This window comes from Streptomyces sp. NPDC014991 (genome assembly GCF_043080665.1).
GTDB lineage: Bacteria > Actinomycetota > Actinomycetes > Streptomycetales > Streptomycetaceae > Streptomyces.
Window position 1 is genome coordinate 58,039 of the sequence record NZ_JBIBVY010000006.1, and the last position, 21,786, is coordinate 79,824.

Below are 21,786 nucleotides of genomic sequence, written 5' to 3' on the forward strand. Positions count from 1 at the left end.
GACCCGTCACGGCACGTCGGCGTGCTCCAGGATGGCCGTCATGTCGGTGATCCCGCCGTTGCCGCCGGTGCCCTTGCGGGCCGCGACCAGCCTGCCGTCGCGGACGACCTGGAGGGTGACGTGGGCGTTGACCAGCCGCGGGAAGCCGACCGCGGCGAGCCTGCTCTCGTAGGGCCAGCGCAGGGTCGGGGTGAGGCCGCCGGTGGAGACGCGCAGGCCGCCGCCGAGGGTGTGCCGCACGGTGTCGGCGCTCACCTCGCCGTCGCCGATCCGCTCCAGCGCGGCCCTGAGGACGGTGTAGGCGATCCAGGTGGTCTGCACACCGGCGTCCGCGGGGTCGATGCGGTTGTCGCCGAAGGCCTCCTCGTTGATCACCTTCTTCATCGGGGCCCACCGCGGGTCGGAGGCGACCGGGTACCAGCCGGTGATGTACGACCCCTCGTACGGCCCCGACGCCCCGCCGGTGGCGTCGATCACGGTCTGGTCGACGCTGCCCAGCACGGTCGCCGTGCGCACCTGCGGGAAGTCGTCGCGGGCCCGCCGGAAGGAGTCCATGAAGGTGTCCGTGCGGTCCCCGAGTGCGGGCACCACACAGCCCTTCCTCGCCGTCTCCCTGGTCGCGTACCGCAGCGCCCGCTCGGCCTGGCCGCCGTACTCGGTGGCGTCCTCCGCGGCCAGCTGGTCGCCGGCGTCCGAGTGTCCGCCCGCCCTCAGCCCCGAGTCGAGCATCGTGGGCAGCTGGTCGCCGGCGATGCTGTCGGGGCGTACCAGGGCGACGTTGCCGCAGCCGGCCGCCAGGGCCTCGCCGAGGCCGGCCAGGAGAGCGGGCTGGCCGCCGTTCACCGGATAGGACAGGGCGCCGGTGAACTCGTCGTTGGTGACGCCGTAGCCGCCGACGTAGGGGATGCCGGCGCCCTCCAGCGGGGCGAGGAAGGAGTCGCCGAACTGGCTGTAGGAGCCCACGACCGCGACGACGTCCTCGTCCACCGCCCGCCGCGCGCACTTCGCCGCGCCCACGCTGTCGTTGTGGTCGTTGCAGGTCAGCACCTGGATGCTGCGGCCGTGGATGCCGCCGTGCGCGTTGACCCACCGGGCGTAGGCGCGGGCCATCGCCGGCATGCCGGGCTTGTTGGTCGCGTCGGTGTCCTGCGGGGCCCAGGTCATCACCTTCACGGGGTCGTCCCCGGAGCCCCCCGTGGCACCGGGCACGACCCCGCATGCGGCGGTGAGCGACGTACAGAGGGCCACGGCGCCCGCCGCGAGGGTGCTGGCTCTGACAGCACGGGAGGGTGCGGGAGGGAAGGTGCTGCGGGTGCGTCGCCTGCCGGTCATGCGCACACACGATTCCCTCACACCACTAACCCGGAAGTGACCCACGGTCGACAAAGGGTGACCGCGGGATGAATTGCGGGGGCCGGTGGGACCCGCGGCGGGCGGAACGTACGATCGATGACCGTGCAAGGTTCGGAGAACACTTCCCGTCGCGGCCGTCGCTCCTCCACCATGGGCGGCATGCCCCTGAACGACATGCCGTGGTGGCGGTGGCGCAGCAACGTGCGCTCGGCGCTGCACATGCTCTCCGACCCGGTGTTCCAGCGGGACGTCTGGCTGGCCGGCCTGGACGGCTTCGGTGACGTCACCGACGCCGTGTACCGGCTGGTGGAGGACACCTGGCTGGACAACTGGTCCGCGGAGAAGTACGTCGGCACCATCTTCCGCGACTCGCAGGAGGCGGCGCTCGTCGACACCGCTGTGCTGCGGGTGCTGCGGATCATGCACCAGGTCGGGCCGGACGCCCCGGTCGCCGCGTACCTGGAGCATCCCGGATGGCCGGAGGCGGTGCGGGCGGCGCGCGACGCGCACGTGCGGATGTCGGTGAGCGACGGGGACGACCCGGAGACGCCGCCGAAGAGCCTGGACGTCCTGCGCATCCAGACCCGCAGCGCGTAGCGCGGGTCCGGCTGGCGGACGACCGGGAGCGGCGGGCCGCCGGTATGGGACCCTGTGGTGCATGAACGAGCAGTCCGCCTCCTCGGCCGCCGCGCCGGCCGACCAGTACGTCCTCACGCTTTCCTGCCCGGACAAGCAGGGCATCGTGCACGCCGTGTCCAGCTACCTGTTCATGACCGGCTGCAACATCGAGGACAGCCAGCAGTTCGGCGACCACGACACAGGTCTGTTCTTCATGCGCGTCCACTTCTCGGCCGAGGCGCCGGTGACGGTGGAGAAGCTGCGGGCGAGCTTCGCCGCGATCGGCGACTCCTTCCACATGGACTGGCAGATCCACCGGGCCGACCAGAAGATGCGGATCCTGCTGATGGTCAGCCGGTTCGGGCACTGCCTGAACGACCTGCTGTTCCGGGCGCGGATCGGGGCGCTGCCCGTGGAGATCGTCGGCGTGGTGTCGAATCACACCGACTTCCAGGAGCTGGTGGGTTCGTACAACATCCCCTTCCACCACATTCCGGTGACGAGGGAGAACAAGGCGGAGGGCGAGGGCAAGCTGCTCGAGATCGTCCGCGAGGAGGACGTCGAACTCGTCGTCCTCGCCCGCTACATGCAGGTCCTCTCGGACGACCTCTGCAAGCAGCTCAGCGGACGCATCATCAACATCCACCACTCCTTCCTGCCGAGCTTCAAGGGCGCGAAGCCGTACCACCAGGCGCACGCGCGGGGTGTGAAGCTGATCGGGGCGACGGCGCACTACGTCACCGCCGACCTCGACGAGGGGCCGATCATCGAGCAGGAGGTCGAGCGGGTCGGGCACGACGTGACGCCGGACCAGCTGGTGGCCGTCGGGCGGGACGTGGAGTGCCAGGCGCTGGCGCGCGCCGTCAAGTGGCATGCGGAGCGCAGGATCCTGCTCAACGGCCGGCGGACGGTCGTCTTCGCCTGACGCGCCGCGGCGGCTACTCGGCGACCGTGAAGTAGCGCGCGAACGCCGGTACGATCTCCGCCTCGCCGATCGTGCCGTCGCCGTCGGTGTCGAGGGCGGCGGCGACCTGCCGGGCCACCTCGTCCGGCACGCGCAGCACCCGCAGCACGCGCGCGGCGTCGGCGGTGCCCAGCCGGCCGGCGTCGTCGGCGCCGGCCACGGCCAGGGCCGCGTGCAGGAAGGGGCGGGCGATCTCGGCGAAGCGGCCGGGGTTGTCCCGCAGCCGCTTGACCGCCCCGGTGACGAACTCCTCGCGGGTGATGCGCTGGTCGCCGTCCCGGTCGGCGATGCCGGCCATGCCCTGCCAGAACGCCTCCGCACCGGCGTACAGCGCCTGGCCCCGGTCGGAGCGGGCGGGCACGGTGAACTCGGCGAGCAGGGCCTTGGCCGCCGCGCTGAAGTCCGCGCGGTCGATGGAGCCGTTGCCGTCCTGGTCGAAGGTGGCGAACCGGGCGGCGATCCTGCGCTCGTACTCGGTGCTGACCATGTCTGTTCGGACCGCCTTACGTGTGGGTCGTCCATGTGGGCTGCGCCCGTCGGTGGGGCCGGCCTGGCAGGGAGCGTACGACGCGGATGACTGCCGGGTGGCGGGAAACCGGCGGTTGTGCCAGGACCGGGGGAATTCCGCGACAACGGTGTTGCCGCGCACGCGGCCGTGCGGGCCGCTCAGGCGGAGAGGGGCCCGGCCTCGTCGGTGGTCGCCGTGTCGAGGTCGGGGCGGACGTCGAAGAGGCGGCGGACGCCGAGCGCGCCGAGGACGCGGTTGACGTGCGAGCCGTCCTCCGCGCCGTGGTCCGGCAGGATCAGCCGGAGCCGGCCCTGGCAGGAGCGGATCAGCCGGCGGGAGGCGATGAGCACGCCGACTCCGCTGGAGTCGCAGAAGAAGACGTCGGAGAGGTCCACGACCAGGCTGTGGTGTCCCTCGGCGACGACGTCGTGCACCCGCTGACGCAACACCGGGGAGGTCATCAGGTCCAGTTCCCCGGAGACCCGGAGCACGGCCCACTCGCCCTGTTCGACGCCGGTCACGTTGAATACCACGGCCCTGCCCCTCCGTTCGCCGGATTCCCGGAACCGCCCGGAAACGGAAGCAGTTCCTACGTTTCCTTCGGGGCGGCTGCCCAGCGGCCGTTCCCTGAAACGCGAAGCGGTAAACGGCAGGTGATCGACAAGAGGCTTGTTTCGGTCACTATCGACCAAATTCGATCAGAGTCACACGCGGCGGGCGTGAAGGATGTGTGAAGAGGGCACTATCACCTGCGGTGCTCCGGGGGGCGCACTTTGACACACAGGGGCGTGCGCTGTCAGACGTGCCGACTACATTCGGGACGGCAGGGACGACAGGCTGGTCGGGCCGGACACGCGCGAGGGGAGGGGACGGCATGGCCGGGAAGGACGTACCACCCCGCTGGGACCGGAAGATGCAGCAGCGGCTCGCCCGCGGTGAGGCCGCGGCCCTCGGCGAGCTCTACGACCGGTTCGCCTCCCTCGTGCACGGCCTCGCCCACCGCGTCCTCGGCGCCGAGGAGGCCGCCGACGCCGTCACCCGCGAGATCTTCGCCCACGTCTGGGAACACCCCGAGACCTACGACCCCGGACAGGGGCCCCTGCGCACCTGGATCGCCGGCCTCACCCACCGGGCCGCCGTCCGGCGGCTGCGCGACCGGGAGGAACGGGAGCAGCCGCGGCCCGAGGAACTGGAGAACACCGTCCGCCGTGCCTCGGTCGCCGCCCGCGCCGACTACATCGTCCACTCCATGCCGGCCCCGCTGCGCGCCGCCCTGGACCTCGCCTACTCCCAGCGCCGCGACTACCGCCAGACCGCGGCCGACCTCGGAGTCACCGAGGAGGAGGCCCGCCGCCGGCTCCGCCTCGGCCTGCAGTTGCTGTCCACCGCCCACGACGCCGGCACACCGCCGGAACACGGAGGTGCGGCGTGAGCGGCGCCGACCGGTCCGAGGCGCACGACGGGCGCGAGGACCGCGGCGCGCGGGAGCGGCACGCGCGCGAGGCCGACGGCGAACAGCCGCACGGCGGCGCCGGGACGGACCCCGGACACCCCGCCCACGACGACCCCGGCGCCGGGGCCCGCGCGGGCAACGCGTCCCACGGCACCGGCGGTCCCGGCCCGGCCAGGCAGTCCCGGATATCCACACCCCGCGCCTGCGTCGAGGACGACGGCCCCCGGCCGCCCGGCCTCACCGGCCCGGCGGACCACGCCCCCGCGGACCACGCCCCCGCGCCGCCCGAACTGTCGCACGGCGTCCTGAAGTCGCTCCTCGGCGCCTGGGCGCTGGCCGCCTGCTCCGCGGCGGAGACGGCGGCCGTCGAGGAACACCTGGGCGACTGCGGCGGCTGCGCCGACGAGGCCCGCCGGCTGCGCGAGGCGGTCGGCCTGCTGTACCAGCCGGAGAGCCTCGACCTGAACCCCGCACTGCGCACCCGCGTCCTGAAGAACTGCCTGAGCCGCCGGCCGCCGCGTATCCCGGTGCCCGACTGGGCCGTGCCCTACGACGCCGAGACCGCGCGCCTGGACGCGCTGCTCCAGGACTTCGGCGACGCGGAGTGGCACGCGCCGGTGCGGCTGCGCTGGTTCGACGACGACCGCCCGACGAGCCGCCGTACGACGGTCGCCGGGGTCATCGCGCACCTGCTGTCGGTCGACGGGCTGGTCGCGGCGGCGCTCGGCCTGGAGGACCCGCTCCCCGCGGCGCCCGGGCGGGGCGACGGCGTCACCGGCCCGGCCGGGCGCACGGAGGCGTACTGGCGGGCCTCCCGCTTCCCGCCGACCCGCACGGTGCGCGGACCCTGGCGGGAGCAGAGCCACAGCCTGGTGCGGACGGTGGCCTTCACGGGCGGCCACGCCGGCGGACTGCCGGTGACGTACGGCGACTTCGCCCTGCCCCTGCACGACGCGATGCTGGACCGCGCCTTCGAGTGCTGGGTGCACGCCGCGGACATCGCGGAGGCGGTGCACTACCCGTACGAGCCGCCGGCCCCGCGTCACCTCAACCGGATGATCGACCTCGCGGCCCGGCTGCTGCCGGTGGTTCTCGCCGGACGCCGCCGTGCGGGCCTGTCCGCACCGGGCGGCGGGACACCCCACCTGGTCCCGGCCGGCGCCCCCGGACGCAGCCTGCGCCTGGAGATCGAGGGCGCGGCCGGCGGCGAGTGGCTGATCCCGCTCGACTCACCGGCGGCGGTGGGCTCCGCCGACCACGAGGTGGCGCATGTCGCCCTGGACGGCGTGGAGTTCTGTCACCTGGCCGCGGGCCACATCTCCCCGGAGGACGCCGCGGCGGGCCAGCACGGCGACCGCCGGGCGATCAGGGACGTTCTCTTCGCCACGGCGAGCCTGAGCCGGATGTGACCGGAAGCGCCCGTCCCGGGCGCCGGGTTCCACGGGCGTCCTCGTCTGGAGGATCGCCATCCGCTGACCAAGCTTTGGCCTGCGATGTCGCGGATCGTGGCGTGTCGGCGTCACAGAGCGTTGATATCGGGTTGTGTCCATACCGCGACTTGTCACGGCCTGGAGTCGGGCGTCCGCTCCGGTACCTTGTGTGGGATGCGAGTGGCTGCGCGGACGAGCCGGGCCGGTGATGCCCCTGGGGCGATGCCGGACCGTGCGGTGCGCGCCGCTGCTGGCAGGGCGGTCGGGCCTTCGGCCGGCGCCTGTTCGACTCCCCGGCACGAGCGTCGCACAGTATGCCTCACGCGTACTCCTTCGCGCGGGAATATGCCCGAAGCGCTTGTTGGGGTGACTGTACGTCAACCATGCTGTCTCGCAAGGGAGTCACACAACGTGACCCCTGCTCTGGCCGTTGTCCTGGCCATGCAGAAAATGGCTACGATCGTGGCCCTCGTCGTGATCGCCGCCGCGGCTGACGCCGCGGCGCGCGGCCGGCGCGGGGTCATGTGTCCGCCGGTTCGGATGGTGTGAGCGGTGCAGGTGCTTCAAGTGCAGCTGGAGATCCGGCCCGACCCCGCGGAGGTGGGACGGGCCAGGAAGTGGGCCCGCTCGCGGCTCGCCGGGTCGGGGATAACGGCCGACGAACCGCTGGCCGAGACCCTGATCCTGCTCGTCTCCGAGCTGGTGACCAACGCCGTGGTGCACACCGGCCGACCGGCTGTGCTGCGCCTTCGTCTGCCGGGCCCGGTGGCCGGGAAGACCGCGCCGGCCACGGTACGGGTGGAGGTGGCCGACGCCAGTTCCCGCGCACCCGTGCCCCGTTGCGCCGGCAACGACGCCACCGGTGGCCGTGGCCTGGCCCTCGTGGACTGCCTGGCCGACCGCTGGGGCTGGAGCCCCGACGGCACCGGGAAGAGCATCTGGTGCGAGCTGGACCGCTGTTCCAAGCCCCGGGACAGCGCGGCGATGGCGTACGGGGGCGCAATGTCCGCGTACGAGGGCTTCGCGTTCGAGGTGGTGTAGTCCGCCTGCGCGGTGGTGCGCCGGTGGTGCACCCGTGCGCGGGGTCGGCGCACAGTTCGCGGACGGGCAACGCCCGTACCGGCGTTGACGTCAGCCGGCTGCTTGATCAGGCTGGTGGACGTCGATCCGCCGCGAGGGGACGGCGAGGGCCCGGGTGACGGCGGCCCTCGTCGAGCGCGGGTCGCATCGGAGGGCGGCGCGCGCGGGACGCTCGGGGGGGCGCGCCGCCGACCGCGCCCCCTGCCGTCATGCCCGTGCCGGGCGAGTGACCGGCATCCCGCACATCACTGCCGGCGCGTTGGTGCCCCATGGCGGCGGGCGAACGCGCGCCGTCTCGTTTCTCCACAGGCTGTGGATAACTTTTCGCCGCGCGGCGGCCCGGTGCTCACGGGCGGGTGCCGCTACCCGCCCGGAACGTCCGCCGGTACGCCGTCGGCGTCACCCCGAGCGTCTGCTGGAGGTGCTGCCGCATCGACTGGGCCGTGCCGAAGCCCGCCTCCCGGGCCACCCGGTCCATGGACAGACCGGTGGATTCCAGCAGATGCCGGGCACGTTCCACGCGCTGCCGGGTGAGCCACTGGCCGGGGCTGACGCCGACCTCCTCCCGGAAGCGGCGGGTGAACGTGCGTACCGACATGGCCTCCTGCCCGGCCATGTCCCGCAGCTGGATCGGTTCGTGCAGCCGGGCCAGCGCCCAGGCGCGGGCGGTGGCCGTCGTGGCCAGCTGGGGGTCGGGGACCGGGCGGTGGATGTACTGGGCCTGGCCGCCGTCACGGTGGGGCGGTACGACCGTGCTCCGGGCGACCTCGTTGGCGACGGCCGTGCCGAAGTCGCGGCGGACCATGTGCAGGCACAGGTCGATGCCGGCGGCCACACCGGCCGAGGTCAGCACGTCGCCGTCGTCGACGAACAGCACGTCCGCGTCCACCCTGATCCGCGGGAACAGCCGTTGGAGGTGTTCCGCGTGCGCCCAGTGCGTGGTCGCCGGGCGGCCGTCGAGGTAGCCGGCGGCGGCGAGGACGTAGACGCCGGTGCAGATGGAGGCGAGCCGGGTGCCGGGGCGGATGCGGGCGAGGGCGGCGGCCAGGTCGTCGGTGAGCCGGCCCTCGTCGTGGACCGGGCCGAGTTCGTACGACGCCGGGACGATCACCGTGTCGGCCGTGGCCAGCGCCTCGGGGCCGTGGGCGACGTGCACCGCGAAGTCGGCGTCCGTCACGACCGGGCCCGGCGGCCGGACCGAGCAGGTCACGACCTCGTACAGGCGCCGTCCCCGCGCGTCCCGCGGGCGGCCGAAGATCCGGTGCGGGATGCCGAGTTCGAAGGGCAGCAGGCCGTCCAGGGCGAGGACGGCGATCCGGTGCGGCCGGGATTCCCCTGTGGACGTCATGGCCCGATCGTAGCGAAGGCTGTCCTCCGGGCCACTCGTCGCCCGCCCACGGGGACCGGAGGCTGGATGACGTGACTCGGACAAGCCCAGCCCCCGCCCCGGACGCCGCTCCCGCCCCTCTCCAGGCCTCACCCGCCCGGCACCACCGCGTGCACCGCGCCTGGTTCGTCGCCGCCGTCACGTTCGTCACGATCATCGGCGCGGCCGCCTTCCGCTCCCTGCCCGGCCTGCTCGTCGACCCGCTGAACCAGGAGTTCGGCTGGTCACGCGGCACCATCGGCGCGGCCGTCTCCCTCAACCTCGCGCTGTACGGCCTCACCGCGCCCTTCGCCGCCGCGCTGATGGACCGCTTCGGCATCCGGCGTGTGGTCGCCATCGCGCTCACCGTGATCGCGGCCGGCTCCGGGCTGACGGTGTGGATGACGGCGGCCTGGCAACTGTGGCTGTGCTGGGGCCTGCTGGTCGGCCTCGGTACCGGCTCCATGGCGCTGGCCTTCGCCGCGACCGTCACCAACCGCTGGTTCACCGAGCGGCGCGGCCTGGTCAGCGGCATCCTCACCGCGGCCTCCGCCTCCGGACAGCTGATCTTCCTGCCGCTGCTGTCCCGGATCGTCGAGCGGCACCACTGGCGTCCCGCCGCGGTGACCGTCGCCCTGGCCGCGCTCGCGGTGGTGCCCTTCGTCTGGCTGCTGCTGCGTGACCACCCGGCCGACGTGGGCGCGGCGCCCTACGGGTCGCGGGAGTTCGTGCCCAAGCCGGCGCCCGTCACCGGCGCCGCCCGCCGCACGCTCGCCGTCCTGTTCTCCGCCGCCCGGACGGGCACCTTCTGGCTGCTCGCCGGCACCTTCGCGATCTGCGGTGCCTCCACCAACGGACTGATCCAGACCCACTTCGTGCCGGCCGAGCACGACCACGGGATGCCCGTGACGACGGCGGCCTCGCTGCTCGCGGTGATCGGCGTGTTCGACGTCGTCGGCACGATCGCCTCCGGCTGGTTCACCGACCGCTTCGAACCGCGCCGTCTGCTCGCCGTCTACTACGCCCTGCGCGGGCTGTCGCTGCTCTTCCTGCCGATGCTGCTGGGCCCCGCCGTGCACCCGCCGATGCTCTTCTTCATCGTCTTCTACGGCCTGGACTGGGTGGCCACCGTCCCGCCCACCCTGGCGCTGTGCCGCGAGCGGTTCGGCGAGGACAGCGCCATCGTCTTCGGCTGGGTCCTCGCCTCCCACCAGATCGGCGCGGCCCTCGTCGCCTACCTCGGCGGCCTCGCCCACGACGTCCTCGGCTCTTACGACCTCGTCTGGTACGCCTCCGGCGCCCTGTGTGCGGCGGCGGCCCTGATGTCCCTGGTCATCCGCCGCGGCACGGCCGCCCGCACGGTCGCCGTGTGAGGGTGCCCGGCGGGGTCACCCCCGGGCGGGAAGACTCCTGGCGACGGCCCGTGCGATTCTGCGCGCGTCGATCGCCAGCTCCCGCAGCATCCCGCTGATCGGGTTGGTGAAGCCGGTGAAGTACAGGCCGGGCGCCTGCGCGGGCGTACGGCCGCCGTGCACCACCGGCCGTCCGCGTTCGTCCAGCACCCCGAGGTGCCCGACGAGCCCCTCCAGTGCCCGGACGTACCCGGTCGCCGCGATCACCGCGTCGGGCGTGATCCGGCCGCCGTCGGCGAGGACCACCTTCCCGTCGTCGAACGCCTCGACGGCGGCGACGATCTCCACCCTGCCCCGGCGCACGGCGTCGGTCAGGCCGACGTCCTGGACCGGGATCGCGCCCTGCCGCACCCTGCTGTACAGGCCGGTGTCCGGGCGCGGCAGTCCATACGCGGACAGGTCCGGGGTGCTCAGCCGGGTCACCGGCCCGGCGAGCCGGTCCACGAGCCGCACCGGCAGCCGCCGGACCAGCACGGCCGAGTACTGGGCGGCCCAGCCGAGGGTCGACCGGCGCAGGATGTGCGGCGCCGTGCGCACCGCCAGCCGCACCCGCGCGGCCCCGCCCTCGACCAGGTCGACGGCGATCTCCGCGCCGGTGTTCCCGATGCCGACGACGAGCACGTCCCGGCCGGCGTACGGCCCGGCGGCGCGGTAGTCGCCCGCGTGCAGGAACTCCCCGGTGTACGTCTCCCGGCCGGGCCAGTCGGGGACGCGCGGGGTGTGGTTGTAACCGGTGGCGACGACCACCGCGGTGCCGGTCAGCTCCCGCCCGCCGGAGGCGTGCAGCAGCCAGCCGGTGCCGTCCCCGGACCGCTCGACGCGGTGCACCTCCACCCCGGTGACGATCTCCAGCCGGTGGTGTTCGGCGTACTTCTCCAGGTAGCGCACCACGTTGTCCCGGGCCACCCAGCGCCCGAACCGGCGGGGGATGGCGAGGCCGGGCAGCGTGGACAGCCGCCGGGTGGTGTGCAGCCGCAGCCGGTCGTAGTGCCGTCGCCACGAGGCGCCCACCCGGTCGGACTTCTCCAGCACCACGGCCCGTACGCCCCGCGCCCGCAGCGCGTGGGCGGCGGCCAGGCCGCCCGGACCGGCGCCGATGACGTAGACCGGGCGGTCGGCGGGGGTCGGCGAGAGGTGGACGGGGGAGGGACGCGAGACGGCCATGAGCCGGAGCGTAATCACACACCCGGTTGATGGGTCTCGGTCAAGACCGGAATCGGTTGCGAATTGATCACGGGGCCCGGTCGCGGCGGAACTCCAGCCGCCCGCACGGCCACAGCCGACCCCCGTCTCAGTGCGCGGCCGGCGTCCTCACGGCCACAGCAGGCCCCTGCTCCAGCCGAACCCCGTGCTCCGGTACTCCAGCCGGAGGTGCTGCCGTCGCGCGTCACCCTGGAAGAACTCCACCGTCTCCGGGCGGACCCGGTACAGCGTCCAGGTCGGCGACGGCTCTTCCGGGTTCTCCCGCGCCCTCTCCCACGCCGCCTCCGAAGCCTCCCGCAGCTCGGCCGCCGAGGACAGCTCCTCGCTCTGCCGTCCGGTCAGCGCGGCTGCCAGCGCACCGGTGGAGCGCGCGTGCAGATCGGCCTGGCTCTCCTGCGGCAGCGCCGCCGCCACCGGCCCCCGCAGCCGCACCTGCCGACCGAGCACCGGCCAGTAGAAGGTGAGGGCGGCATACGGCCGGACGCTCAGGTGGCGGCCCTTCCGGCTCGTGGCGTGCGTGGCGAAGGACCAGCCGTCCGCGTCGGCGCCGTGCAGCATCACGATCCGCGCATCCGGCCGGCCCTCCTCGTCCGCGGTCGCCAGCGACATGGTGTGCGGCTCCGGCTGGCCCGCCGCCACCGCTTCCGCGAACCAGTCCGTGAACAGGGTCAGCGGCGTGGGAGGGGCCGTGTCCGGATCGAAGGGGCGCAGCTCCGTCACCCCGGGGTCCCAGACGCGCAGCGAGCGGAGGAGTGCGTGGAGATCCTTTTGTGCCATGGGGCGAGTATCACCGGTGGGGGCGGTCTCACTCCCTTACGGCGCCACCGTCCCCGGGGACCACGCGGTCGGGCACCGCGGGACGGCACGGCTCAGAGCGTCGCCAGCCGTTCCACCAGCAGCAGGGCGCCGATGCCCAGCATCGCCGCCCCGGAGGTGCGGGTCACCGCGCGCGCCGCCGCCGGGCGGGCGGCGAGCAGGGCGCGGGCGAGGACGCCGACGGTGAGGTAGACGGCCGCGCAGCACGCCATGTGGAGCAGCCCCAGTGCCGCCGTCTGCGCGGGCACGGGGAGGTGGGCGCCCCGCAGGGTGAGGAACTGGGGGAGGACGGAGAGGTAGAGCAGCAGGCCCTTGGGGTTGAGGCCGCTGATCGTCGCGCCCCGCAGGAAGGGCCGCCCGGCAGGCGGCGGCGCGTCGGCGGCGCCGGGGACCACCGGACGGCGCAGGACGCCCCAGCCCAGCCACAGCAGGTACCCGGCGCCGGCCACGGTCAGCGCCGTCAGCAGCCGGGGGGAGCCGGCCACCAGCACCGCGAGGCCGGCCGTCGCCAGGGCGGTGTGCAGGGCGTATCCGCAGACCAGGCCCGCCACCGCGCGCGGGACCGGGCTGCCGCGCAGGGCGCCCGCGATGACGTACGCCCAGTCGGCGCCCGGCACGCACACCAGCAGCAGGTCCACGACGAGGAAGGAGAAGAGCAGTCCCGAGTCCATGCCGGGGACATTAGGCGCGAATGGCCCGAAAGTGTTCCCGAAATTTGCCCATGATCGCGTGGTCTGGGCAAGTATTTTCTTCATGGACGACGTGGACCGGAAAATCCTTGCCGAGCTGCAACAGGACGGGCGGCTGACCGTGACCGAGCTGGCCGCCCGGGTGCGGCTGAGCGTCTCGCCCTGCCACCGGCGGCTGCGGGAGCTGGAGCGGTCCGGCGCCATCCAGGGCTACCGCGCGGTGGTGGACGCGGCGGCGCTCGGGCTGAACTTCGAGGCGCTGGTCTTCGTGTCCATGCGGCAGGAGGACCGGGACACGGTCGCCGGGTTCGAGCGGGCGGTCGGTGAGCTGGAGCACGTGCTGGACGCCCAGCGGCTCTTCGGGGAGCCGGACTACCTGCTCCGGGTCGCCACCGCCGACCTGGCCGCCTTCCAGCGGCTGTACGACGAGCGGCTGGCGACCCTGCCGGGGGTGCAGCGGCTGACGTCGACGCTGGTGATGAAACACGTGGTGCGGGACCGGCCGTTGCCGGCCCAGGACAGGACCCGATGACAAAGGCGGTGGTCCACCTCGGGTGAACCACCGCCTGCCAGACAGGACGTGGACCGGGAAAAAGGAGTGGGCGCTACTTGCTCGGCTTCCTGCCGGTCACCCCCAGGTGCACCAAGAGCGCCAGAGCGGGCTTGAGTTCGGCCGCCTTCACCCCCCAGGACGAGGGGCCCTTCTGGTGGCCCGCCACCGCCGCGAGCATGGCGACCAGCGCACCGGCCACCGCCGCCGGGTTCACGTCCTTGTCGACCCTGCCCTTGGACTGGAGTTCGGCGATGGAGCCGGCGAGCGAGGTGTTCACCGAGTTCAGGATCTTCGTGCGGATCTTGGAGAACCGTTTGTCCCCCTCGGCCGCACCGAGGTCGATCACCCGCAGGATGGCGTCGTTGCGGCGCCAGAAGTCCAGGAACCCGTCCACGAGTTCCTGGGCGGTCTGCCAGCCCGACCGGCCGGCCCAGGTGCGTCCCTCGAGCAGCTCGGTCAGCCCCGTGCCCTCGGCCGCCATCTGCTCGGCGACCTCCAGGACGGCGCCCTCGACATCCGGGAAGTACTGGTAGAAGGTCGCGGGCGACGTACCCGCCTTCCGGGCGACATCGATGACCTTGACGTCCCGGTAGGGGGAGGAGGTGAGCATCTCGCTGAGGCAGTCGAGCAGCTTCTGCCGGGTCGCCTGCCCACGCCGGCCGGCCACGCGGCCGTCGACGGTACGCACTTGTCCTGTCATGTCGTCAGCTTACCGAGGGGTGATGGGAGCGCGATTCGGCCGACTGCAAATGGGGTGCGCGAGGGGATCGGGGATGGTGTGCCTGGTCTGCGCGGTGCGCGCGACCCGGTTACGTTGACCGCATGGCCGAAAACAGGGCATCCAGGAACGAAGAGGTGTACGGGGAGGGAGTCCCCTGCTGGGTGGACGCCCAGTTGCCCGACGTGGCGGCGGGCAAGCGGTTCTACGGCGGACTCTTCGGGTGGACGTTCGAGGAGGCCCACGGCTCCGGCGTGTGGGCGCGGCTGGACGGCGGCCTCGTCGCCTCCCTGGCCCCGAAGTCGGACGGCCGTATGCCCACCGTCTGGACCGTCTCCTTCGCCACCTCGGACGCCGAGGCCCTCGGCCGGCGGATCACGGCGGCCGGCGGGCAGGTGGTCATGGCCCCGTTCCCGGTGGGCGACCTCGGGACCGCCGCCCTGGCCGCCGACCCCGAGGGCGCGGTGTTCGGGCTGTGGCAGCCCGGCACCCACCGCGGCTTCGACCGGCGGCACGAGCCCGGCACCTTCGTCTGGGCCGAGCTGTACACCCGGGACACCGCCGGCGCCAACGCCTTCTACGGCGGCCTCTTCCACGACGCCCTGTTCGGCGGCGCCGAACCCGACTTCGGCCGCGCCGAGGTCACCGAGGTGTTCCCCGCCGAGATGCCCCCGCACTTCCTCACCCACTTCCGGGTCGCGGAGCTGGCGGACGCCCTGGGGGCCGTGGGACGGCTCGGCGGCCGGGTGCAGGCGCCACCCTTCGAGACGTCGTACGGACGCGTGGCCGTCGTCACCGACAATCAGGGGGCGTCGTTCGCGCTGCTGGAGCGCTGACGCGTCCGCTTTGGCGTAAGACACCCCGATATCTGACCGGGTTCGCAACCAGCCGCCCGGCCAGGAAGAATCAGGGTGCGTGGCGCCACGGCGGTGCGGTGGTGAGACGCTGCACTTCGGTCGCGTACATATGTGGATGGCGCGGCTCGTACGGGGAGGTGGCAGGCAAGTGGTGGATCAGCTGACACAGCACGATCCGCGGCGGATCGGGCCGTTCGAGGTGCTGGGCCGGCTGGGGGCCGGCGGCATGGGGCTGGTCTATCTCGCGCGCTCGGCGTCCGGCCGGCGCGTGGCGATCAAGACGGTGCGCACCGAGCTGGCCGAGGACCAGCTCTTCCGCGTCCGCTTCACCCGCGAGGTCGAGGCGGCCCGCGCGGTCTCCGGCTTCTACACCGCGGCCGTGGTCGACGCCGACCCGCGCGCCGCCGTGCCCTGGCTGGCCACCGCCTACGTGCCCGCGCCCTCGCTGGAAGAGATAGTGAACGAGTGCGGGCCGCTCCCCGCGCAGGCCGTGCGCTGGCTCGCGGCGGGCGTCGCCGAGGCCCTCCAGTCCATCCACGGCGCGGGCCTGGTCCACCGCGACCTGAAGCCGTCCAACGTCCTCGTCGTCGAGGACGGCCCCCGGGTGATCGACTTCGGTATCGCCTCCGGCGTCTCCAACACCCGGCTGACGATGACGAACGTCGCCGTCGGCACCCCCGCCTACATGTCCCCGGAGCAGGCCAAGGACTCCCGCAGCGTCACCGGCGCCAGCGACGTGTTCTCGCTCGGCTCCACCCTCGTCTTCGCGGCCACCGGCCACCCGCCCTTCCACGGCGCCAACCCGGTCGAGACCGTCTTCATGCTGCTCCGCGAGGGCCCCGACCTCACCGGCCTCCCGGACGAACTGCGCCCGCTCATCGACGCCTGCATGCAGATGGAGGCCACCGGCCGCCCCAGCCCCGCCGACCTCCAGGCGCAGCTCGCCCCGCACCTGTTCGGCTCCGGCTCCGACGACAGCGGCACCGCCTCCGCCTGGCTGCCGGAGAAGGCGGTCGCGCTCATCGAGACCCGCCGCGGCGGCCGTACGGCCGTCAAGGCCGTCCCCGTCACCACCGGCGGCCCCCGCAGCGGCGGCCGGCAGGCCGTCCCCCCGCCGCCGCCCTACGACCCCCCGGTCCCGGCGTCCGTACCCACCCCGGCCGGCGCCCCCGACTCCGGCCCGGTCCGGCTGGCCGGCGCCCAGGTGCCCATCGGTCCCGGCCCCCGGGTCGCCGACGCCCGCGCCGCCGCCGTCAAGGCGCCCCCGCCCGAGGCCGGCCTGGTGGCCGGCTGGTCCCGGCCCCGCCCCGGCGTGGCCGGCGCCGACCCCGCCGTACCGCCCCTCCCGCCGGCGCCCCCGGAGACGTCGGGCGGCTGGCGCCCCTGGCGCTTCCGCATGTCCAACGACGTCTGGGGCACCCCGTCGGTCGACGGCGACCTCGTCTACGTCACCTCCTTCGAGGTGCACGCCCTGGACGTGGCCACCGGCCGCCGCCGGTTCAAGACGCGGGACGTGGCCTGGTCCATGGCCGTGGCGGACGGCCGGGTCCACGCCTCCGACGGCCCCACCCTGTTCGCCCTGGACGCCCGCGAGGGCACCGACCTGTGGCGGCTGTCCACGGACGCCTGGGTGTACTCCCTGAACGCCGACCGCGGCACCGTCGTCACCGGCACCCGGGGCGGCGGCGCGCAGGCCTGGGACGCGTCCAACGGCCAGAAGCTGTGGGAGATCACCGGCTGCCAGACCGACTTCGAGTCCCCCGAGGCGGGCCCGGTCGTCCACGACGGCACGGTCTACGTGTGGCAGGACGCCCGGCTGCGCGCCCTGGAGGCCCGCACCGGCGAGGAACGCTGGTCGTACCCCATCGGCGACGCGGCCTCCTGCGGCGGCGTCCCGGTCCGTCTCGCCCCGGCCGGCGACGGCTGCGTCTACCTCTCCGCCGGCACCCGGGTCCTCGCCGTCGAGGCGGCGAGCGGCATGGTCCGCTGGCACTTCGAGGCCCCCGCGGTCTTCCTGTGCCCGCCGGCGTTCGCCCCCGGCCCGGCCGTCACCGGCGGCGGTGTCTACCTCGCCGACTACCTCGGCACGGTCTACGCCCTCGACGCCGCCGACGGCCGCGACCGCTGGCGCATCGCGACGGAGGGCCGCTCCTCGGTGGAACCCGTCCTGGTGGCCGCCGGGCACGTGCACGTCGGCAGCGGAAAGGGCCTGTACACCCTGGACGCGGTCACCGGCACACCCAAGTGGCGCTTCCAGGCGGGCGGTGACGTCGTCGGCTCGCCCGCCGTGGCGGAGGGCCGCATCCACTTCGGCTCCACCGACCACCTGCTGTACACCCTCAAGGCCGACGACGGCCGGCTGCGCTGGAAGCTCGCCACGGGCGGCGAGATCACCGGCTCGCCGGTCGTCCGGGACGGGGTGGTGTACGCGTGCAGCAAGGACCGGTGCGTGTACGCGCTGGACGCGGAGAAGGGCACGGGGACCGCGCGGACCGCGTAGGGCGCGACGGCCGTCGAACCGGTGTACACGGAAGGGCTCCGGACGGCGGCCGTCCACGGCCGACGCTACCCCCGGCGCCCGGCACCCGCCAGACGGTACGGCCGGCGGACCGGGGGCGGTGGGAGCGGCTCCCCGACCCGGTGCCGATGGCTCCCGGAGTCCGGCGCCGCCCGTTCCCGGACACGCCTCGGCCGCGACGGCTCCCCCTCCGCGCCGCCGCGGCCGATTCCCCCGTCGGACGAGAGGCCGGTCAGACCGTCTCGTCGGTGGCGTGCGAGTTGTCCGGCGTGGCCTCGCCGGTGGACCCGTCACCCGAGACGGGGCTCAGCTTCACCGGCTGGATGGTTGCGTGACTGTTCAGCGTGGTGATCTCGGCCGCCTCGGTGTTCGCCGCCGCTGCCTCGGTCGTCTGGTTGTCGCTCATGACTTCGCTCCCCTGAAAGTTCTTACGGCGTGGGCTGGAAGGCCCGTCCGGCACTCCCCCGAGTGCCACCGGACGGGCCTTCGGGCCGCTACACCTTACGGTGCGGCCGCTCGCCGGCCGGCGTGCCCCCCGACGCGACGGACCGACAGCACGAGAGTGCCCTGGGGCGATAAACGAACGATGAACGCACGCGGCGTCAGGCGAGGGCACGCGGCTGGAGGAGAGCCCTGACCTCCTCGGCCTCCGTGGCCTTCAGGGCGTCGAAGATCTCGAGCGCCTCCTGCCAGCAGACCTGTGCCCGGCCGGGCTGCCCGATGCCGGTGAGGGCGCGGCCCAGCACGGTGAGCACGTTCCCGCGCCGCCAGTCGCCCCCGACGTCGCGCAGGAGGGCGAGCGCCGTCTCGGCGTCGGTCGCGGCCTGCGCCGGGCGTCCGGCCGCCAGGGCGAGTTCCGCGAGCCGGAACAGCGACATGCCCTCCCACAGACGCTGCCGGCTGTCCCGGAACACCGAGAGCGCTTCCTCCAGACGCTCCGCGGCCTGCTCGTACCGGCCGCACTGGGTGAGCGCGAGACCCAGCGCGTACCGGCCGTTGGCGCCCTTCAGGGCGTGCCCCATGTCGTCGTACATGTCGGTGCCCTGCTGTGCCAGGGAGACGGCGCTGCGGGTGTGTCCCATGGCCAGCCGGATACGCGAGAGGTTGCACAGGGCGCTGGCCTCGCCCGGGCGGTCCGCGCAGGAGCGGAAGCTGTCGATGGCGCGGGTCAGGTGCTTCTCGCCGTCCTCGAACCGGCCCTGGTACAGCGCGATGATGCCCAGCATGTTGGAGGCCCAGCAGCAGGGGAGGGGGTCCCCCGTCAGGTCCGCGAGCCGCAGCGCCTGGCCGGCCTCCTCGTCGGCGAGTTCGAACCGGCCCGTCAGATGGTGGGCGTTGGCCAGTGTGACGAGGGCGCGTGCTTCCGCGTGCCGGTCGGCCACAGCCCGTGCCGCGGCGCGGATGGAGGCGCCGGTCGCCTCGTACTCCCGGGAGTTGGCGCCCGACTCGGTCAGGTCGATGGCGGCCCACAGCAGATCCACGGCGCGCCTGAGGCGGCCGGCGGCAGTGGACTGGCGCACGCATGCCAACAGGGCCGTGGCCTCCGCGTACAGCCAGTCGCGGGCCTGGTGCCGGTCGTCGAACGTCAGCCCCGGGTACGCCGTCGCCTCCCGGTGGTCCACCAGCCGGTCCCCGGGCCGCTCGATGGCGTAGACCCCCGCCGCCGTCGCCAGGTAGAAGTCCAGCAGCCGGGACAGCGCCGCCTCCCGTTCGCTCGGCGGCTGTTCGTCCCGCTCCGCGCACGCCCGGGCGTAGAGCCGGACCAGGTCGTGGAAGCGGTAGCGGCCGGGTGCCGCCGACTCCAGCAGGGACGTGTCCACCAGGGACTCCAGCAGGTCCTCCGTGTCGTCCTCGGGGAGGTCCAGGACCGCTGCCGCCGCCGCCAGGGAGAGGTCGGGGCCGTCGGCCAGGCCCAGCAGGCGGAAGGCCCGGGCCTGGGCGGGTTCCAGCTGGCCGTAGCCGAGTTCGAAGGTGGCCTTCACGGCGAGGTCACCGGCCTGCAGCTCGTCCAGGCGGCGGCGTTCGTCGGCGAGCTTGGCCGCCAGGACGGACACCGTCCAGGTGCGGCGGGCCGCCAGCCGGGAGGCGGCGATACGGATCGCGAGGGGGAGGAAGCCGCAGGCGGCGACCACGTCCAGGGCGGCCTCGCGTTCCGCGGCCACCCGTTCCTCGCCGACGATCCTCGTGAAGAGGCAGAGGGCCTCGTCGGGGGACATCACGTCCAGGTCGACCAGGTGGGCCCCGGCGAGGTCGAGCATGCGGACCCGGGAGGTGACCAGGGCGGCGCAGCCCGCCGTGCCGGGCAGCAGGGGCCGTACCTGGGCCGCGTCCTTGGCGTTGTCCAGCAGGACCAGGACCCGGCGCCCGTCCAGGACCGAGCGGTACAGGGCCGCCCGTTCCGCCAGCGAGTCGGGGATCGCCGAGTCGGCGGTGCCGAGGGCGCGCAGGAAGGAGCCGAGGACGGTCTCCGGTTCGGCGGGACGGGGGCCCGCGCCCTGCAGGTCCACGTACAGCTGGCCGTCGGGGAAGGCGGTGCGGGCGCGGTGGGCCACGTGCACCGCCAGGGTCGTCTTGCCGACACCGCCGATGCCGGCCAGCGCCGACACCGCCATCACCCGGCCCTCCGCCTCGGACGCCGAGGACAGCACCTCGCTCAGCTCCGACACGGACGCGGCCCGGCCGGTGAAGTCGGGCACGGACGCCGGGAGCTGGGCCGGGCGGACGGACACCGCGGCGGGCTCCGCCACGGGGGCCGAGCATTCGGCCAGGGCCGGGTCCGCCCGGAGGATGCGCTGCTGGAGTTCTCGCAGGCCGGGACGCGGGTCCACGCCGAGTTCCTCGGCCAGCAGGCGGCGGGTGTCGGCGTACACGGCGAGGGCCTCCGCCTGCCGGCCGCTGCGGTACAGGGCCAGCATCAGCAGCTCGCGCAGGCGTTCGCGCAGCGGGTGCGCCGCGGTCAGGGCGGTCAGTTCCGAGACGGCCTCGGCGTGGCAGCCCTGTTCCAGGTCCATGTCCAGGCGCGCCTCCAGCAGGCCGAGCCGCCATTCCTCCAGCCTGGCCCGCTGGGCCTCGGCGTAGGGGCCGGGGACGCCCGCGAGCGGTTCGCCGTCCCAGAGCGCCAGTGCCTCGTTCAGCAGGGTGCGCGCGTGGGAGAGGTCCCCGGCGGCCCGGGCCTTCTCCGCCTGCGTCGCCAGGTCCTGGGCGACCGCCGCGTCCAGGGCGCCCTCGCGCAGCCCGCGGACGGCGTAGCCGCCGGACTCGCTGACCAGCACGCCGGGATCCAGGCTCTTGCGCAGCCGGGACGCGTAGGTGCGGACCGCCGCCAGCGCCTGGGACGGTGGCTCGGACCCCCACAGCGCGTCGATCAGTTCCGCCGCCGTGGCCGTACGGCCTCCGCGCAGCAACAGGGCGGCGAGCAGGGCGCGCTGCTGGGGGGAGCCCGTGCTGAGTGTCTCCTCGCCGCGCCAGGCCCGTACCGGGCCGAGCACGCCGAAGCGCAGCGGGGCCGCCTCCGCGGTGGCCGCGGAGGCGGCACGCCGCTGCTCGGGTACTCGCGGCCGACCGTCCATGCGTTCGTCCCCCTCGGCATCACGAACAACCCCGTCAGTTTGCCTTGTTCCGGGGGGTTGCGTCAGCCGTGGGAGACGCCGATCACAGGTGGCGGGTTCCGGTCCACAAGGCCCTCACACGGTCTCCGCATCCGGTTCGCCCGGCGATCACCGCTGACGAAGCGTCAGGCGGAGTGCCGTAAGACGACTTGGGGGCGCGGGGTCCGCGCTCAGTCCGTCAGGTCCACCCGGACCGTCAGCAGGTCCGTGCCGAACGCCCGTACCGCCGTGCTGTTGAGGCGCGGCAGGGAACGCAGCCGGGCCACGGCGTCGTCGTCGGGGAGGAGATGGGCGGTGCCGTGGTGCCAGCGGCCGGCGACGCGGACGCGGACGCGGGGGTCGGCCTCGATGTTGCGCACGTACTGCGACTTGCGGCCGAACTCCGAGACCAGCCAGAAGGAGTCGCCGATCCGTCGTCCGCCCACCGGTGTCGGCCGGGGCAGGCCGGACTTGCGGCCGGTGGTCTCCAGCAGGGTCTGGAACGGCAGGCGCCGGTTCAGCGGGTTGGCGACGTGCCGCTGCAGGCGGGTCACGACGAGGTGCTTGAGGTCGGCGCGGCCTGGCATGTCTCAGGATCTCCTGCTCTCTGCGGGCACGGGCTGCGCACCGCGGGAACGCCGGCCCGGCCCCGTGCGGGGCG

At 73.8% G+C, this 21,786-nt stretch carries 20 protein-coding genes; 9 read left to right on the top strand and 11 right to left on the bottom strand.

The genetic code is table 11. The features are described 5' to 3' along the window. Positions 1 to 6: 6 nt before the first annotated feature. Entirely contained in the window at positions 7 to 1,332 is a 1,326-nt protein-coding gene (locus ACF1BE_RS12240) for an ABC transporter substrate-binding protein (RefSeq protein WP_392198925.1), read from the bottom strand. A gap of 117 nt (positions 1,333 to 1,449) precedes the next feature. On the opposite strand from ACF1BE_RS12240, the gene ACF1BE_RS12245 reads away from it, so the two are divergent. Together ACF1BE_RS12245 and purU are read left to right on the top strand one after the other, a co-directional pair. After that, positions 1,450 to 1,950, top strand: coding sequence for a hypothetical protein (locus ACF1BE_RS12245; RefSeq protein ID WP_392198926.1), 501 nt, complete (start codon positions 1,450 to 1,452; stop codon positions 1,948 to 1,950). A 61-nt stretch (positions 1,951 to 2,011) separates the two neighbouring features. Beyond that, complete coding sequence (gene purU / locus ACF1BE_RS12250) at positions 2,012 to 2,896, top strand: formyltetrahydrofolate deformylase (protein ID WP_392198927.1); 885 nt, start codon at positions 2,012 to 2,014, stop codon at positions 2,894 to 2,896. Between the two features lie 13 nt (positions 2,897 to 2,909). Here purU and ACF1BE_RS12255 read toward each other — a convergent pair whose 3' ends face one another. Continuing rightward, positions 2,910 to 3,422 (bottom strand): EF-hand domain-containing protein, encoded by a 513-nt coding sequence (locus ACF1BE_RS12255; RefSeq protein WP_392198928.1) that lies wholly within the window; start codon positions 3,420 to 3,422, stop codon positions 2,910 to 2,912. 179 nt (positions 3,423 to 3,601) lie between these two features. Continuing rightward, positions 3,602 to 3,976, bottom strand: a complete 375-nt coding sequence (locus tag ACF1BE_RS12260; RefSeq protein WP_392198929.1) for an STAS domain-containing protein — start codon at positions 3,974 to 3,976, stop codon at positions 3,602 to 3,604. A 341-nt stretch (positions 3,977 to 4,317) separates the two neighbouring features. Here ACF1BE_RS12260 and ACF1BE_RS12265 point away from each other — a divergent pair, with 341 nt between their 5' ends. The 3 genes from ACF1BE_RS12265 to ACF1BE_RS12275 all read left to right on the top strand — a co-directional run bounded on the left by ACF1BE_RS12265 (position 4,318) and on the right by ACF1BE_RS12275 (position 7,367). Continuing rightward, entirely contained in the window at positions 4,318 to 4,875 is a 558-nt protein-coding gene (locus ACF1BE_RS12265) for an RNA polymerase sigma factor (protein WP_392198930.1), read from the top strand. Further along, the gene (locus ACF1BE_RS12270) at positions 4,872 to 6,305 is read left to right on the top strand and encodes a maleylpyruvate isomerase N-terminal domain-containing protein (protein ID WP_392198931.1); all 1,434 of its coding nucleotides are present in this window, start codon (positions 4,872 to 4,874) and stop codon (positions 6,303 to 6,305) included. The genes ACF1BE_RS12265 and ACF1BE_RS12270 overlap by 4 nt, the downstream gene beginning before the upstream one ends. A gap of 588 nt (positions 6,306 to 6,893) precedes the next feature. Beyond that, positions 6,894 to 7,367 carry an ATP-binding protein gene (locus ACF1BE_RS12275; RefSeq protein WP_392199131.1) on the top strand — a complete coding sequence of 158 codons (474 nt, stop codon included), beginning with the start codon at positions 6,894 to 6,896 and terminating at the stop codon, positions 7,365 to 7,367. A 385-nt stretch (positions 7,368 to 7,752) separates the two neighbouring features. Here the strand turns inward: ACF1BE_RS12275 and ACF1BE_RS12280 are convergent, their stop codons facing one another. Continuing rightward, positions 7,753 to 8,754, bottom strand: coding sequence for a GlxA family transcriptional regulator (locus ACF1BE_RS12280; protein WP_392198932.1), 1,002 nt, complete (start codon positions 8,752 to 8,754; stop codon positions 7,753 to 7,755). 71 nt (positions 8,755 to 8,825) lie between these two features. On the opposite strand from ACF1BE_RS12280, the gene ACF1BE_RS12285 reads away from it, so the two are divergent. Beyond that, a complete protein-coding gene (locus tag ACF1BE_RS12285) occupies positions 8,826 to 10,145 on the top strand; it encodes an MFS transporter (RefSeq protein WP_392198933.1) in 1,320 nt (439 codons plus the stop codon). 15 nt (positions 10,146 to 10,160) lie between these two features. On the opposite strand, the gene ACF1BE_RS12290 is transcribed toward ACF1BE_RS12285, so the two are convergent. The 3 genes from ACF1BE_RS12290 to ACF1BE_RS12300 form a co-directional block, all read right to left on the bottom strand. Continuing rightward, the gene (locus ACF1BE_RS12290) at positions 10,161 to 11,348 is read right to left on the bottom strand and encodes a flavin-containing monooxygenase (RefSeq protein WP_392198934.1); all 1,188 of its coding nucleotides are present in this window, start codon (positions 11,346 to 11,348) and stop codon (positions 10,161 to 10,163) included. A gap of 147 nt (positions 11,349 to 11,495) precedes the next feature. Next, entirely contained in the window at positions 11,496 to 12,164 is a 669-nt protein-coding gene (locus ACF1BE_RS12295) for a pyridoxal 5'-phosphate synthase (RefSeq protein WP_392198935.1), read from the bottom strand. A 92-nt stretch (positions 12,165 to 12,256) separates the two neighbouring features. Further along, positions 12,257 to 12,874: a LysE family translocator gene (locus ACF1BE_RS12300; RefSeq protein WP_392198936.1), complete on the bottom strand. Its 618-nt coding sequence runs from the start codon at positions 12,872 to 12,874 to the stop codon at positions 12,257 to 12,259. Between the two features lie 82 nt (positions 12,875 to 12,956). On the opposite strand from ACF1BE_RS12300, the gene ACF1BE_RS12305 reads away from it, so the two are divergent. Then, positions 12,957 to 13,424, top strand: coding sequence for an Lrp/AsnC family transcriptional regulator (locus tag ACF1BE_RS12305; RefSeq protein WP_392198937.1), 468 nt, complete (start codon positions 12,957 to 12,959; stop codon positions 13,422 to 13,424). A 73-nt stretch (positions 13,425 to 13,497) separates the two neighbouring features. Here the strand turns inward: ACF1BE_RS12305 and ACF1BE_RS12310 are convergent, their stop codons facing one another. Continuing rightward, entirely contained in the window at positions 13,498 to 14,133 is a 636-nt protein-coding gene (locus ACF1BE_RS12310) for a TetR family transcriptional regulator (RefSeq protein ID WP_392199132.1), read from the bottom strand. A 134-nt stretch (positions 14,134 to 14,267) separates the two neighbouring features. Between ACF1BE_RS12310 and ACF1BE_RS12315 the strand changes: the two genes are divergently transcribed. Together ACF1BE_RS12315 and ACF1BE_RS12320 are read left to right on the top strand one after the other, a co-directional pair. Beyond that, positions 14,268 to 14,999, top strand: a complete 732-nt coding sequence (locus tag ACF1BE_RS12315) for a VOC family protein (protein WP_392198938.1) — start codon at positions 14,268 to 14,270, stop codon at positions 14,997 to 14,999. Between the two features lie 169 nt (positions 15,000 to 15,168). Then, complete coding sequence (locus ACF1BE_RS12320; protein ID WP_392198939.1) at positions 15,169 to 17,520, top strand: PQQ-binding-like beta-propeller repeat protein; 2,352 nt, start codon at positions 15,169 to 15,171, stop codon at positions 17,518 to 17,520. A gap of 250 nt (positions 17,521 to 17,770) precedes the next feature. Here the strand turns inward: ACF1BE_RS12320 and ACF1BE_RS12325 are convergent, their stop codons facing one another. The 3 genes from ACF1BE_RS12325 to ACF1BE_RS12335 all read right to left on the bottom strand — a co-directional run bounded on the left by ACF1BE_RS12325 (position 17,771) and on the right by ACF1BE_RS12335 (position 21,712). Next, entirely contained in the window at positions 17,771 to 17,944 is a 174-nt protein-coding gene (locus tag ACF1BE_RS12325) for a hypothetical protein (protein ID WP_392198940.1), read from the bottom strand. A gap of 196 nt (positions 17,945 to 18,140) precedes the next feature. Further along, complete coding sequence (locus tag ACF1BE_RS12330; protein WP_392198941.1) at positions 18,141 to 21,107, bottom strand: BTAD domain-containing putative transcriptional regulator; 2,967 nt, start codon at positions 21,105 to 21,107, stop codon at positions 18,141 to 18,143. Between the two features lie 209 nt (positions 21,108 to 21,316). After that, on the bottom strand, positions 21,317 to 21,712 hold the full coding sequence (locus tag ACF1BE_RS12335) for a nitroreductase/quinone reductase family protein (protein WP_392198942.1): 396 nt from the start codon (positions 21,710 to 21,712) through the stop codon (positions 21,317 to 21,319). Positions 21,713 to 21,786 lie beyond the last annotated feature (74 nt).